The following is a 14261-nucleotide window of genomic DNA, read 5'->3' on the forward strand; positions in this document are numbered from 1 at the left end:
CCAGCCGATCCAAATGGTAATATGACCGATCCGCAAAATGAAGATACAGATGGAGACGGAGTTACTGATGGAGATGAAGCAAACGACGGAACCAATCCAAATGATCCTTGTGATTATACTTCTGCAAGTCAAACAGTAGCAGTAGATGCAGCTTGGGGAAGTTTAGATTGTGATAATGATGGATTAAACAATGATGAAGAACTTACAGGAACAGATGATCCAGCAACACCTGCAAATCCAAACGGAAACACAACCGATCCGCAAGATCCAGATACTGATGGTGACGGAGTTACTGATGGAGACGAAGCAAATGATGGAACCAATCCAAATGATCCTTGTGATTTACTACTAGCGAGTCAAACAGTAGCAGTAGAAACAATTTGGAATAATTTAGATTGTGACAACGATGGCTTAACCAATGAAGAGGAAATGACAGGTGTAGATGATCCATCCACACCAGCCGATCCAAATGGTAATACAACTGATCCGTTAAACCCAGATACGGATGGCGACGGAGTAACCGATGGAGACGAAGCAGTCGATGGAACCAATCCAAATGATCCTTGTGAATACAATCCTGTAAATCAAGACTTGGCAACAGTAACTGCTGCTTGGAATGATTTAGATTGTGATAATGACGGATTGACCAATGGAGAAGAAGCAACAGGAACAGACGATCCAGCAACGCCAGCTGATCCAAATGGTAACACAACTGATCCATTAAATGAAGATACCGATGGAGACGGAGTTACTGATGGAGACGAAGCGAATGACGGAACGAATCCGAATGATCCGTGCGACTTTATAACGGCAAGTCAAACAGTACCAGTAGATACAGCATTTGAAGACTTAGATTGTGATGGCGATGGAGTCACAAATGCACAAGAAATTACAGATGGAACAAATCCAGATGATCCTTGTGATTATGATGCTTCAAACCAAAACATAGCTATTGTAACTGCCGCTTGGGATGCGCTCGATTGTGATGGCGATGGAGTCATCAACGGTCAAGAAATCTTAGATGCTACCGATCCGCAAAACCCATGTGATTTTGATGTAAACAGTCAAGATTCATCAATCATAACAATGAATTTTGATGATCTCGATTGTGATGGCGATGGAGTTACAAACGGACAAGAAGCAATTGATGGAACCGATCCTGAAGATCCTTGTAAATATGAAGTGTCAAGTCAAGACCTTACAATAGTAACTACCGCTTGGGAATTAACAGATTGTGATGGCGATGGAGTAACCAATGGTGATGAAATTACTGATGAAACTAGAGTGCAAGATCCATGTGATTATGATACTACTAGTCAAGATATTACAACAGTAAGTAATGCATGGAACAATGCAGACTGTGATGGCGATGGAGTGATCAATGGAGATGAAATTGCAGACGGAACCAATCCGCTAGACGATTGTAGTCTCAATGTAGCAAGTCAAACAGTGTCACCAACTGATGCATGGAATAATGGTGATTGTGATGGTGATGGCGTAACAAATGCTGTCGAAGTTGCTAATGACAACACGAATCCAGATGATCCTTGTGACTTTGACTTCAATAGTCAAGACTTAAGTACGGTAACTGCAGCTTGGTTAGCATTAAACTGTGATGGAGACAATATTCCAAATGGAGATGAATTGGGAGATGACAACGGAAACGGCATTCCAGATTACTTAGAAGTCAACAATGGAAATCCAAATGAAGAACTTGAAATATACGATATCGTAACACCAAATGGTGATGGACTCAATGATGTATTTACCATCAGAGGAATTCAAAACTTCCCTAACAACAACTTAAAAATCTATAACAGATGGGGAGTTAAAGTCTACGATGTTGACGGATATGGTCAAGGAAACAATTTCTTCCGCGGATATTCTGATGGTAGAGTTACCATTGCAAAAGACGATCGTTTACCAGTAGGAACTTACTACTACATACTGTCTTATGTCGATGCAAATGGAAACAGACAAGAAAAAGCAGGACCACTTTATATTAATAGAAGATAAAAACAATACAAACACCTATCGGAGTTATGCTCCGGTAGGTATAATACATACACTTATGAAAAAAAATTATGTAACCATCATAGCTTTACTGGTTTTAGTGTTGTTCTCTAATCATACAACAGCTCAACAAGATGCACAGTATACCCAATACATGTACAATACGCTGAGTATAAATCCTGCGTATGCTGGATCAAGAGATGTGTTTAGTTTTCTAGGATTATATAGATCGCAGTGGGTAGGACTAGATGGTGCGCCAAGAAGCTTTACGGCATCCATGCACACGCCAGTTGGAAAACGTGTCGGATTAGGTCTTAACATAACAAATGACGAAATATTTATTGCCAAAGAAAGCTATATCGATATTGATTTTAGCTATACGCTAGATGTTGGAGAGCAAGGGCGACTGGCATTAGGAATAAAAGCAGGAGCACATTTACTTGATATTGATTCCAATCGATTAAATACAGGCGCTTTCAATCCAGGGGATCCAGATGCTTTTATCAATATAGACAAACGCTTCTCACCACAATTTGGAGTTGGGTTATACTACCACACACCAAAATTTTATTTAGGACTAAGTGTGCCAAACATGCTTGAAACAGAACATTTTGACGAAGCACCAAATAGTAACAACTCAAGTGCAACGGCGAGAGAACGTGTAAATTATTATTTAATGACAGGCTATGTTTTTGATCTTTCTAATGAAGTGAAATTTAAACCTTCAGGATTGGTAAAACTAGTAGCAGGTGCACCTTTACAGGTAGATGTATCTGCCAACTTTCTCATCTATGATAAACTTACACTTGGAGCTGCCTACAGATGGAGTGCAGCACTCAGTGCGATGGTAGGGTTTCAACTATCGGATCAATTCATGATAGGATTTGCTTATGATAGGGAAACTACGCAGTTACAGCAATTCAATGATGGTTCTTACGAAGTATTTCTTCGATTTGAACTCTTCAAGCGAAACAAACGTATGGTATCACCAAGATTCTTTTAATCCAACAAAAAAAGTTACACATGAGATATACAATATACACAATCATAGCTGTCTTAATCGTTGGAATAGGAGCGGTTAGTGCACAAGAAAAAAACATCAAAAAAGGAAACGATCAATATGATGAATATGCCTTTATAGATGCACGTGAAGCCTACTTAAAAGTAGCAGAAGAAGGATACCAATCGGTAGAATTATTTGCGCGTTTGGGAGATTCATATTACTTCACGGCAGATTATGAAAACGCAGCAAAATGGTATGGAACTTTATATAATTTCTCTGAGGACATTGATTCAGAATATTTATACAGATATGCGCTCTCGTTAAAGAGTACAGAACAATATGCCGCATCAGATGCAATCATGGAAAAATTTTATGCCATGAAAGGAGAAGATTATAGAGCAAAACTATTTGTAAATGAACGCAATTATTTACAAGAAATAGAACAACAGTCGGGACGCTTCAAATTTGAAAAAGTAGGTTTCAATTCTGAACTATCAGATTTTGCACCAGCGTTCTATCAAAACAAACTAACATTTGCTTCAAACAGATTAAATCGTGGTGCAACTAAAAGAGTTCATGACTGGAATGAGCAACCTTTTCTTGATTTGTATCAAGTAAATGTCGTTTCAGAAGATGCAAAAAATACGGTTGAAAGAATGCCAAAAGTCATCAACTCAAAGTATCACGAATCTACAGCAGTGTATACCAAAGATGGCAACACATTTTATTTCACACGAAACAATTACACAAACAACGAATACAAAGAAGACGATCAAGGAACAAACAAGCTAAAACTCTACAGAGCTACACGTGAAAACGATACATGGAAAGTAGAAGAATTACCGTTTAACAGCGATCAATATTCAATAGCACATCCAGCATTGAGCACAGATGAAAAAACACTGTACTTTGCTTCTGACATGCCAGGAGGAAAAGGGCAATCAGACTTATACAAAATAGCTATCAAAGGAATGGAATTTGGAGCACCTGAAAACTTAGGAGAAACAATCAATACAGAAGGAAGAGAAACCTTTCCTTTTATAAGTAAAGACAATAAACTTTATTTTTCATCTGATGGACATGTTGGTTTGGGAGGGTTAGATGTTTTTGTGTCAGATATTGACAGGACAAATGCCTACGGGGAAGTATTTAACTTGGGTCGCCCAATCAACAGTCCAGAGGATGATTTTACCTTTATTATCAATGAAACAACAGGTTCGGGCTATTTTGCTTCCAATCGTGAAGGCGGAATAGGTAATGATGATATTTACAGTTTTAAACGTACAGAAAAAATCATTTCAAAATGTACGCAACAACTTGAAGGTATTGTGTTAAATGAAGAAACAAACAATCCAATTCCAAATGCAAAAGTATTATTGTTAGACAATGACAATAACATGATTGAACAAACTTTTGCCAAAGATGATGGAAGTTTTGAATTTGCTTTAGATTGTAATACACAGTATGCTATTAGAGCAGCAAAAGAAAACTATGCAACTGCCGAAAAATCTTTTGGAACTACAAATGAAATTGGAAAAGTCGTTAAAAAAACACTATTTCTCAAAACAGGAAACTCGCTAGAAAAACCAATTGTAGCGCCTATAGGTGCCGATTTAGTAAAAATACTTGGACTCAATCCTATCTATTTTGATTTAGATCAAGACTATATCCGAGCAGATGCAGAAATAGAATTACGCAAAGTAATTGCAATAATGAAACTATATCCAAGTATGAAAATTGACGTGCGTTCGCATACCGATAGTAGAGCGGACGACGATTATAACATGGATTTATCAAACAGACGTGCCTTATCAACCATAGAATTTTTAATGACCAATGGTATCAATAAAAATAGGCTCAAAGGCAAGGGCTACGGAGAAACGAGGCACGTAAATAGATGTCGTAATGGAGTCCCATGCTCTGAATACGAACATCAACTTAATAGACGAAGTGAATTTATTATAATTGAAAATTAATACGATTCGAGTACGTGGCAATTTTTTAACTAATATGTTTGTCTATTTTAGCCCTAAAGCATTACTTACTTTAGGGCTTCTTCTTTTCTAATAGATTGTTTTTAAAACTTTGGATAAAGTAATGTCTACTTTGAAAGAAAACACAAAATATCTATCTTCACTGGCAACCAATTAGCAAAGCGAAACCATGAAAAAAACTGCCACAGAAATTAAACAACTACTTTCCGATCATAAAGACGATCTAGGTTTCATCTTAGGAAACGGAATCAATTTACATTACCAAAAAGACAATGTTTCATGGTATAACTTACTGCTCAATTTATGGAAAGCGCATGCAGACGAACCTATGGATGAAATTCCAGAAGGGATCTCGTTCATAGAATTCTATGATGCATTGGGTTTGCAAAACGTAACACAATCTGGTTTTTCCACACAATTGCAAAAAGATGTAAAAGCAAAAATGCTAGATTGGCAACCAGATGATGCGCAAAACTTAGTACTCAATAAAATACAATCATTTAACGCACCAATACTTACGACTAATTTTGATGATCTCATACCGAAATCTATGAAACTCGCTGCGCATCGAATTCCAAATACAAGTTTCACAGATCATTATCCTTGGGCAACGCACTATGCAAATAATGAACTCAATTCACCATTAGACGGATTTGGTGTTTGGTATATGAACGGAATGGTAAAATACCACAGAAGCATCAAACTTGGACTATCTGAATACATGGGAAATGTAGAACGCGCACGTAAAATGATTAACAATAACTATGGATACATTCCTAACGTTGATACAAATCCTTGGGTAAAAAACAACACGTGGATTGATATCATCTTCAACAAATCTTTATGCATCTTCGGGTTAAGCTTAGACGAAACCGAAGTCTTCTTTAGATGGTTGCTCATACAACGTGCAAAATTCTTCAAACGTTTTCCAAAATACAGTCACAAAGCTTGGTATATAATGAAAGCGGAAGACAAAAATCCAAAAACGGTAGGGAAGAAGTTCTTCTTAAAATCTGTTGGCATAGAAGTTATTGAAGTGGATAACTATTCAGTACTATATGAAGACATTTGGAAGTAAGTAGGTCTTAGGTGTTTGGGTTTTAGGTCTTGGAAAGTTCTCAAGAAGGCTCAAATAAACAATGTACCCAAGCGCCCCAACTCCTAAAACCTAACACCCAAAAGCAAAGCAACCCAACACCCAATACCCATAACAGGAGCAAAGCGACTAAACCCAAAACCTGCACAAACCGTTCGCCATATTCTATTTCCCGTTCATCATAATTTCGATTGTAGAAACCCAAAACCGCTATACTTTTACATCACAATCAAAAAACGACAGACATGCAATCATTATTCAAACTCATATTTAGACTAGCCTTTTTCTTAGCTGCCATCGTATCATCGGCGCAAGATATCTCAGGAACCTGGAAAGGCGAATTAAAAATACAAGGAATGGAACTTCCTATAGTATTTAACATTTCTCAAAACGATAATGGGTTTACAACAACATTAGACAGTCCAAAGCAAAATGCTTTCGATATGCCTACAGACAAAACTACGTTCGAAGACAACAGCTTAACCATTACTTATGGAGACATTGGAATGGAATACACAGCAACGTATGAAGATGGTACTTTTAAAGGAGTATTTAGTCAGGCAGGACAATCATTTCCATTAGACTTGAAAAAAGGAAAAAAAGAAGCCAAAAAAGTAAAACCACAAGAACCTAAAAAACCATATCCGTACGCTTCCGAAGAGGTGATTTTTGAAAACAAAAGCGCAGGAAACATAAAGTTTTCTGGAACCTTAACGATACCAGCAAATGTAAAAAATCCACCAGTAGCTATTCTAATCACAGGTTCTGGACCACAAAATCGTGATGAAGAATTACTAGGACACAAACCATTCTTAGTATTAGCAGATCACTTAACTAGACAAGGAATTGCAGTATTGCGTTATGACGATAGAGGAACCGCAAAATCAGAAGGCGATTTCTCAAAAGCGACATCATTTGACTTTGCTACCGATGTAGAAGCTGCAATGGCATATTTACAAACACGAAGTGACGTAGTAGACGCAAACAAAATTGGTCTTATTGGTCATAGTGAAGGCGGACTTATTGCTCCAATTGTAGCGGCAAGAAACAACAAAGTAGCTTTCTGTGTATTACTAGCTGGCCCAGGTGTAGACGGTAAAGAAGTCTTACTTACACAAGGAAAACGTGCTGCACAATTAGAAGGATATCCAGCAAGTGACATTGCTGTTTCTCAAGAAATATCAGCAAAAGTTTTTGACATTTGCGCAAACTATAAAGGAGAAGAATCAAAAAAACAAATTGAAAAATTATTTGAAAGTATAAAAACAAGAATGACCTCGCCAAAGGCAAAAGAAGAATTAACAGACAGTGCTATCAAACAGCAAATAAAAATGTTAACTTCTCCTTGGATGCGAACATTCTTAGGATACGATCCGCAAACATCATTGAAAAAAGTAATGTGTCCAGTATTGGCAATAAATGGGGAAAAAGATTTTCAAGTATTACCAAAATTAAACTTAGACGGAATTAAAAAAGGCTTACAACATAACAAAAATGTAACCATCAAGGAATTTAAGGACCTAAACCACCTATTTCAAACCTCAGAAACAGGAGCACTTAGTGAATATTCAGAAATAGAAGAAACATTTGCTCCTGTTGCGTTAAACTTTGTTTCAGAATGGATTAACGCAAGATTCTAAATCATCAATCAATAATAATGCACTTTTTCAAGCTTGGGAAAGTGCATTTTCAATATTTTAGACAATATTTCACAATACATGGCAGTTTCAAAAAAAACGAACACATATATTTTCTGGATTTTACAATTGTTAGGTTGGGGATTTTTAACCTCTGCAAATATCTGGTCAAAAGCTTTTGTTGTATCGCCAGATAAAAGTAAACCTGTCTATTTTTTGTTTGAAGGCTTGGTGTTTATTATTTTAGGTATTGGATTAACAACGTTACTTAGAAGCTACTTAAAACGCATAAAATTTATTGAATATCAGACGATAAAGAATTACCTAAAAGTAATAGGAGTATTCCTAGTTATGGCATTGTCATATTCTTTTATACTTGTTTTTTTTAGTTACTTATTGTTTGCATCAATTAATGAAAGAGAGTTAGGACTTTCTATTTTGATGATAGTTTCAACGACTATTAATGTAACATTATATCTGTTTTTCTGGATACTTGTTTATATAGCGATAAAATCGGTAGCACGCATGCAACGTATCAAAATGGATCGTTTACGTTTAGAAGCATCACTGAAAGAATCACAATTAAATACCTTAAAAGGGCAACTCAATCCACACTTCATGTTTAACAGTCTCAACAATATTCGCGGACTTATGTTGGAAGATGTAGACAAATCGAGAGAGATGCTTACACGTCTTTCGGAAATGCTTCGATATTCGCTCAACATGAACAAAGTAGATGCGATACAAATTGGACAAGAATTACAAGTTGTAGAAAACTATGTTGCACTCTCTAAAATACAATTGGAAGATCGTTTGCAATACGAACAAGAAATAGATGAATCTTTATTACAAGTAAAAATTCCGCCTATGATTCTACAAATGCTCGTAGAAAACGGAATCAAACATGGAGTGTCTATGCAAAAAAATGGTGGAAAAATAAAGCTGATTGTCACTGACAATAACCAAGAAATCATTTTACAAGTCAACAATACAGGAACGTTAAAAACTGGAAGCGATTCTACAAAGATAGGTGTAGATAATATCAAAAAACGTTTGGAATTACTCTATGGAGAAAATGCTACATTTACGCTAAAAGAAGTGGAAAATGAAGTGCATGCCATTATTAAAATACCTGTAAATTAATATGGAAAATATCACTGCAATAATAGTTGAAGACTCTCGCTTAGCGCGGAATGAACTCAAAGAGCTTCTAAAAAAGCATTCACAAATTGAATTGATCGCTGAGGCGGAAAATGTAGATCAAGCTTTTGAACTTATCAATGAAAAACAGCCACAAATTTTATTTTTAGACATCAATATGCCTGAAAAAAATGGCTTTGAATTGTTGGAAATGTTAGACAATGTTCCGTTAACGATTTTCACCACAGCGTATGACGAATATGCAATAAAATCCTTTGAATACAATGCATTCGATTACTTGCTAAAACCCATCAATCAAACTAGATTTTCCAAAACAATCGAAAAAGTAATTGCAACCATTGAAAAAGAAGCAACCGAAGAAAAACCGTTTGAATTGCATCGTCAAATCTTTATCAAAGATGGCGAAAATTGCTGGCTCATTCGTGTATCGGAAATTGCAGTTTTTGAAATTGTTGGAAACTATACGCGTGTCTATTTTGAAGATAACAAACCATTAATCTACAAATCACTCAATCAAATAGAAGCAAAACTCCCTGAAGCAACTTTTTTCAGAGCAAATAGACAGCAAATCATCAATCTAAATCATGTTGACAAAGTAACTCCTTGGTTCAATGGAAAACTTAAAATTACCATCAAAAATTCCAATCAAGAAATAGAAGTCTCACGCAGGCAATCCTATAAGTTTAAAGACTTACTAGGATTTTAATTTAAAAAATATAGTATAAAGAAACGCAGTAGAGAAGCTTAAAACTGTATGATTTTAAACTTCTCTACTGCGCTCAATTTAATATTTTAGTTGAGGTTTTTAAAAATTAAACTTTCCGTTTGTATTCTTTCTATCTGCTTCTGGCATAATAGTTTCCATAACATCCCAATGTTCTGCAACTTTACCATTTTCTACGCGGAACAAATCGTAAAAAGAAGTTGGTTTTCCTGCAAAAGTTCCTTCGCTTACAGTCAATACAAAATTTCCTTCTCCAAGTACAATATGATTCTTAGTATATACCATCGTAATTCCTTGTTTTGCCATCGCTTCCAAAGCTTTGCCTAAACCAGAAACACCATCTGCAATTGCAGGATTGTGTTGTATATAATTATCGCCATCAAAATAATTGCCAAGTTTATCAAATTCGCCATTCACCAAAATTGTATTAACAAAGTCTTTTACAAATGCTTTATTTACAGCTGTTTTATCTAAATCAGTACTTTTAGTTGGACCATCAGTTTGTGTATGTCCGCTTGGATTTGGTTCCGCTTTTTCAAGCAAATTATCCCAATGCTCTACGATAAGTCCATTCTCGAAACGGAAAATATCAAAACCAGCTTTTGGTCCAAAAAAATCATATTCAGTATGCGTAAAAACATAATCACCATCTTCAAACGCTCTGATGACTTTTGCTTTAAATCCGCCTGCTGGTTTGTGTTGTAGTACTTCACCAAAACCTGCCAATCCATCAGCCACAGCCAAATTATGTTGAATATATTTAGTAGGATTAATATACGCTATTGCTGTTTGATCTCCAGTTTCTAAACTTTCCAATACAGCTACTGCCTTTTCTTTATTTGTAAGTGATTTTTCCATTGTTGTTTGTGTTTTAGTTTCTTCTTTTATTTCTTTTTGCTTTGTAGAATTAGTACACGACATCATTGCTAATGAACATATAATAAATGTGCTTTTTAGTTTCATTGTGTTTACTTATTTATAACAATGCAAAAGTATGCTTGAAGAGGAAAAACGAGTAGGTGTAAGTTGAAATAAAAAAGGTTAATATCGAACCAAAACTATTTAGAATATAGTTTTTTGAACTGATTTGGGGTTAAATCAGTATGTTTCTTAAAGTACTTTACAAAATTGGTCGATTCTGTAAAACCTAATTGATAAGCGAGTTCTGTGCTTTTAATTTTAGAATTGATGAGGTTTCTTTTTGCTTCCAGAATGATAAAATCATCAACACATTGTTTGGCAGTTTTTTGAATAACTTCTTTACAAATATGATTCAAATGTTTATAGGTAATACCTAAAGATGTTGCGTAAAAATCAGCGTTTCTACTCGTTGTAAAATGCTGTCTGAGTAAATTTTCAAACTGAATAAAAATGTGTAAATAATCTGATTCGCTAGTGTAATTTATTTGCTGATTACGGACTTGTTCTATTTTTGAGAGAATAATGGTAAACAAACCACTAACAATGGCTTCTTTATGTAATTGTTTGGCATTGTAAAACTCTTGAAACAACAAATCAAAATAAGAAGCTGTGTTTAAGTCTTTAGGAATTTGAATCACAGGCGAAAATAATTGTGAAGCAAACAATCGAAAAATAATAGATTCTGGCAAAATCTTAAACTGTTTCTCAAAATAAGTTTGCGTAAACAAAATTGCATAACCTGTTACGTTTTCTTCAAATTGAAAAGCATTTACTTGTCCTTCTTTCACACAAACCAACGAGTTTTTAGCAACATCATGAGATACAAAATCTACCAAATGTTTTGTATTGCCATTCGTATAAAAAAAGAAACTATAAAAACGGGTTTGATGCGGTTGTTCAGGATTGTGATTGTGTGATCGCAGCAAAATATCTTCCAAACGAATAATTTCTATTCCATCTAATTTATTATAACCAGATTCAAAACGTATAGAAGGAATATCTTGAGACATCAAAATTATGTTTTATCCAAATGCGTTTTAGAAGAATGATTTGTTGAGTCGTAAATTCCTTGTAATTCTTCTGCAGTTAAATCACGCCATTCTCCAACAGGAACATCCAATGGGATATGCATAATACGCGTACGTTTTAGTTTTACAACTCTATAATCCAAATACTCGCACATTCTACGAATTTGACGATTCAGTCCTTGTGTTAAGATAATTTTGAACTTGTATTTTGTAAGTTGTTCTACTTCACATTGTCGTGTTAATGTGCCTAAAATTGGAATTCCATCGCCCATTTTTTGAATAAAATCAGCTGTAATTGGATGATTCACGGTAACTTCATATTCTTTCTCGTGGTTGTTACGTGCACGTAGAATTTTATTTACAATATCACCATCACTTGTCAAAAAAATCAAGCCTTCACTTGGTTTATCCAAACGTCCAATAGGGAAAATACGTGTTGGGTAATTGATATAATCAATAATATTATCTTTCTCCACTTTCGTATCTGTAGTACATACAATCCCGATAGGTTTATTAAACGCCAAATACACTTGTTTCTCCTTCGGATTTCCAATCAATTCGCCATCTACATGTACTTTATCCCCAGGTGCAATTTTTGTTCCCATTTCAGGAACAACACCGTTAATTGTTACACGTCGTTGTTCAATAAGCTTATCGGCTGCTCTACGCGAACAGTAGCCAGCTTCACTTAAAAACTTGTTGATTCTTGTTAATTTTATCTCGCTCATTTAAAATCCATTGAAAGTGCAAAGCTAAGGAAAATAAACATGCTGTGTTTATCTATGAACTTACAATTGAACTTTGACGAATAAATTGTTTCATAGCATTCACATCGCCATTAAAATAATCTTCATCTACAGCAGTTCCATTAATATCTCCACTTTCGCTATACTGCCATAACGTCCAGTCAGACCAAGTGCTAGGTAGTTTTGGAGATGAAGCATAACTTGCAACCCAAAGTGGATATTTAGCAAGTCTAGGATCATTCAAATAACTATTTCCTGTACTTTGATTGGTATAAATAATTGGTGTGCGATTGTATTTTTGTTCTAACAACGCAATAAAATCTAGTAAATCAGTAATTATTTGTGCATGATCGGTTGTTTTAATACTTGCATTTTCAAAATCAACAACAGGCGGCAATGCATCTGCTGGATATTCACTTCCAACTACATTAAAAAAGTTATCTGCTTGCGATTGTGGTGCGTCGTTCGTATAATAAAAATGATATGTTCCTCTTATAAACCCTTTTTGAGGAATCGTTTCCCAATTATGTGCAAAATCTGGATCTTGAATGGTAATTCCTCCAGAAGCTTTGCAAATTACAAAGGCTAAATCAGTGTTATTGGTATCAATAGAATCAATTAAATTCCCTTGAGATTTTGAAATATCAATTCCTTTTATTTGTGTAGACATGGCAGTAGTTTTAGTTAAATAAAAATCAAGGTACAGAAAAAAGATACTGCCACAAAAAAAATGGACTTAATCGAGTAGAAACACGTATAAATTTCGTCCACTTCCATGTGATTCTTCATCCGAAATATACACAGTTGAATCATCTTTAAAGCAAATACTCTCTTTTTGAGAAGTATGCCCTAAATCGTATTTCTTTACGGTTCCGCCTAAAAAATCATCACCTTTAAAATCGGTAAACTGCCAAACGGCATTATGAGATAACAAAACAACTTTCTTTCCATTAGGACTTATGGCTGCAGAAGTTACCCAGCAACTCAACTCGCTACACGTATTAAATGTGCTAATAAATTGCGCTTTATGTTTTCCCGCTTTCGCTGGAATTTTATACAAATTAGTGCGCCCATAAGCTGATTTGGTACGACTTTTAGTAAACAAATACAAATAACCATTATGATGAAAAAAAGACTCTACATCAAAATGTTTTTTCTTCTTTTTTGGTGGAAACTTCTTCTGATCGGGAAAAGAAAACTTAATCTTCTGCGGATCAATACTCTTTTTAGAAGCCAAATCAGCAGCAGACAACATATAAATCGTTTGATTCTTTCGATCGTTTGCATTATTTCCAAAATCGCCTACATACAAATTCCCTTCGTTATCTTTCGTTAAATCTTCCCAGTCTCTATTCTTACCATTAATGTACAATGTCTTGTATATCTTTCCTTTAGAATTTACCTCATACACTCTCGGATGATTTCCACTATCGTTTACCATCCAAAAATTATCAGAATTCGGAATACTTTCCATTCCCGAAACTTCTTTAAGATCACTTGAAATTTTTCCAGCATAAGTCAATTGCCCGTAATTCACAGAACAATTGCTAAAAAAGAGTAAAATAAGTACGTTTCTCAGAATTCTAAATCGCATACAATAAGTAATTTAGTCAAAAATAAAGTTTTTCAACCTAAAACATGAATTTCAAAGATCAATTAAGAAAAGTTTAATGTTTTAAGAATTTAGAAGTTTACAAGAACTATTCTTTAACTTGTTTTTAATTTTGATATAAAAAGTATTTCTTTACACCAAACACCAAACACCAAACATGCAAACAATAGATGTCTTAATAATTGGCGGCGGCGCAGCAGGATTTTTCACAGCAATAAACGTAGCTGAAAAACATCCTGAGAAATCTGTTGTTATTGTAGAAAGAGGAAAAGAATTTTTGACAAAAGTTCGCATTTCTGGAGGCGGAAGATGTAATGTAACACATG

At 35.0% G+C, this 14261-nt stretch carries 13 protein-coding genes; 8 read left to right on the forward strand and 5 right to left on the reverse strand.

All coding sequences use genetic code 11. The features are described from left to right. The 7 genes from ACRBBL_RS23140 to ACRBBL_RS23170 form a co-directional block, all read left to right on the forward strand. A partial coding sequence (locus ACRBBL_RS23140) for a gliding motility-associated C-terminal domain-containing protein (RefSeq protein ID WP_431371474.1) occupies nt 1–2016 on the forward strand: 2016 nt, incomplete at its 5' end. Nucleotides 2017–2071: 55 nt separating this feature from the next. Beyond that, complete coding sequence (locus ACRBBL_RS23145) at nt 2072–3016, forward strand: PorP/SprF family type IX secretion system membrane protein (protein WP_431371475.1); 945 nt, start codon at nt 2072–2074, stop codon at nt 3014–3016. A 20-nt stretch (nt 3017–3036) separates the two neighbouring features. Continuing rightward, on the forward strand, nt 3037–4992 hold the full coding sequence (locus ACRBBL_RS23150; protein WP_431371476.1) for an OmpA family protein: 1956 nt from the start codon (nt 3037–3039) through the stop codon (nt 4990–4992). A gap of 187 nt (nt 4993–5179) precedes the next feature. After that, entirely contained in the window at nt 5180–6088 is a 909-nt protein-coding gene (locus ACRBBL_RS23155) for a hypothetical protein (RefSeq protein ID WP_431371477.1), read from the forward strand. A gap of 263 nt (nt 6089–6351) precedes the next feature. Beyond that, nucleotides 6352–7746 carry an alpha/beta hydrolase family protein gene (locus ACRBBL_RS23160; RefSeq protein WP_431371478.1) on the forward strand — a complete coding sequence of 465 codons (1395 nt, stop codon included), beginning with the start codon at nt 6352–6354 and terminating at the stop codon, nt 7744–7746. Nucleotides 7747–7824: 78 nt separating this feature from the next. After that, the gene (locus tag ACRBBL_RS23165; RefSeq protein WP_431371479.1) at nt 7825–8886 is read left to right on the forward strand and encodes a sensor histidine kinase; all 1062 of its coding nucleotides are present in this window, start codon (nt 7825–7827) and stop codon (nt 8884–8886) included. A gap of 1 nt (nt 8887) precedes the next feature. Then, nucleotides 8888–9610, forward strand: a complete 723-nt coding sequence (locus tag ACRBBL_RS23170) for a LytR/AlgR family response regulator transcription factor (protein ID WP_431371480.1) — start codon at nt 8888–8890, stop codon at nt 9608–9610. Between the two features lie 99 nt (nt 9611–9709). On the opposite strand, the gene ACRBBL_RS23175 is transcribed toward ACRBBL_RS23170, so the two are convergent. The 5 genes from ACRBBL_RS23175 to ACRBBL_RS23195 form a co-directional block, all read right to left on the reverse strand. Continuing rightward, entirely contained in the window at nt 9710–10591 is an 882-nt protein-coding gene (locus tag ACRBBL_RS23175) for a nuclear transport factor 2 family protein (protein ID WP_431371481.1), read from the reverse strand. Nucleotides 10592–10686: 95 nt separating this feature from the next. Continuing rightward, nucleotides 10687–11559, reverse strand: coding sequence for an AraC family transcriptional regulator (locus ACRBBL_RS23180; protein WP_431371482.1), 873 nt, complete (start codon nt 11557–11559; stop codon nt 10687–10689). Between the two features lie 5 nt (nt 11560–11564). Next, nucleotides 11565–12305 carry a 23S rRNA pseudouridine(2604) synthase RluF gene (gene rluF / locus ACRBBL_RS23185; RefSeq protein WP_431371483.1) on the reverse strand — a complete coding sequence of 247 codons (741 nt, stop codon included), beginning with the start codon at nt 12303–12305 and terminating at the stop codon, nt 11565–11567. 52 nt (nt 12306–12357) lie between these two features. Further along, complete coding sequence (locus ACRBBL_RS23190) at nt 12358–12993, reverse strand: glycoside hydrolase family 25 protein (protein ID WP_431371484.1); 636 nt, start codon at nt 12991–12993, stop codon at nt 12358–12360. A 66-nt stretch (nt 12994–13059) separates the two neighbouring features. Beyond that, a complete protein-coding gene (locus ACRBBL_RS23195) occupies nt 13060–13917 on the reverse strand; it encodes a hypothetical protein (protein ID WP_431371485.1) in 858 nt (285 codons plus the stop codon). A gap of 175 nt (nt 13918–14092) precedes the next feature. Between ACRBBL_RS23195 and ACRBBL_RS23200 the strand changes: the two genes are divergently transcribed. Beyond that, on the forward strand, nt 14093–14261 hold a 169-nt coding region (locus tag ACRBBL_RS23200; RefSeq protein ID WP_431371486.1), incomplete at its 3' end, for an NAD(P)/FAD-dependent oxidoreductase.

Origin of the sequence: Kordia sp. (assembly GCF_050633145.1) — a bacterium.
Lineage (GTDB): Bacteria > Bacteroidota > Bacteroidia > Flavobacteriales > Flavobacteriaceae > Kordia.

What these genes read in the sequence shown, in the direction of transcription:
- ACRBBL_RS23190 (WP_431371484.1), bottom strand. Translation starts at nt 12,993, where the DNA reads ATGTCTACACAAATAAAAGGAATTGATATTTCAAAATCTCAAGGGAAT.
- ACRBBL_RS23160 (WP_431371478.1), top strand. Translation starts at nt 6,352, where the DNA reads ATGCAATCATTATTCAAACTCATATTTAGACTAGCCTTTTTCTTAGCT.
- ACRBBL_RS23180 (WP_431371482.1), bottom strand. Translation starts at nt 11,559, where the DNA reads ATGTCTCAAGATATTCCTTCTATACGTTTTGAATCTGGTTATAATAAA.
- rluF (WP_431371483.1), bottom strand. Translation starts at nt 12,305, where the DNA reads ATGAGCGAGATAAAATTAACAAGAATCAACAAGTTTTTAAGTGAAGCT.
- ACRBBL_RS23145 (WP_431371475.1), top strand. Translation starts at nt 2,072, where the DNA reads ATGAAAAAAAATTATGTAACCATCATAGCTTTACTGGTTTTAGTGTTG.
- ACRBBL_RS23175 (WP_431371481.1), bottom strand. Translation starts at nt 10,591, where the DNA reads ATGAAACTAAAAAGCACATTTATTATATGTTCATTAGCAATGATGTCG.
- ACRBBL_RS23195 (WP_431371485.1), bottom strand. Translation starts at nt 13,917, where the DNA reads ATGCGATTTAGAATTCTGAGAAACGTACTTATTTTACTCTTTTTTAGC.
- ACRBBL_RS23155 (WP_431371477.1), top strand. Translation starts at nt 5,180, where the DNA reads ATGAAAAAAACTGCCACAGAAATTAAACAACTACTTTCCGATCATAAA.
- ACRBBL_RS23150 (WP_431371476.1), top strand. Translation starts at nt 3,037, where the DNA reads ATGAGATATACAATATACACAATCATAGCTGTCTTAATCGTTGGAATA.
- ACRBBL_RS23165 (WP_431371479.1), top strand. Translation starts at nt 7,825, where the DNA reads ATGGCAGTTTCAAAAAAAACGAACACATATATTTTCTGGATTTTACAA.
- ACRBBL_RS23170 (WP_431371480.1), top strand. Translation starts at nt 8,888, where the DNA reads ATGGAAAATATCACTGCAATAATAGTTGAAGACTCTCGCTTAGCGCGG.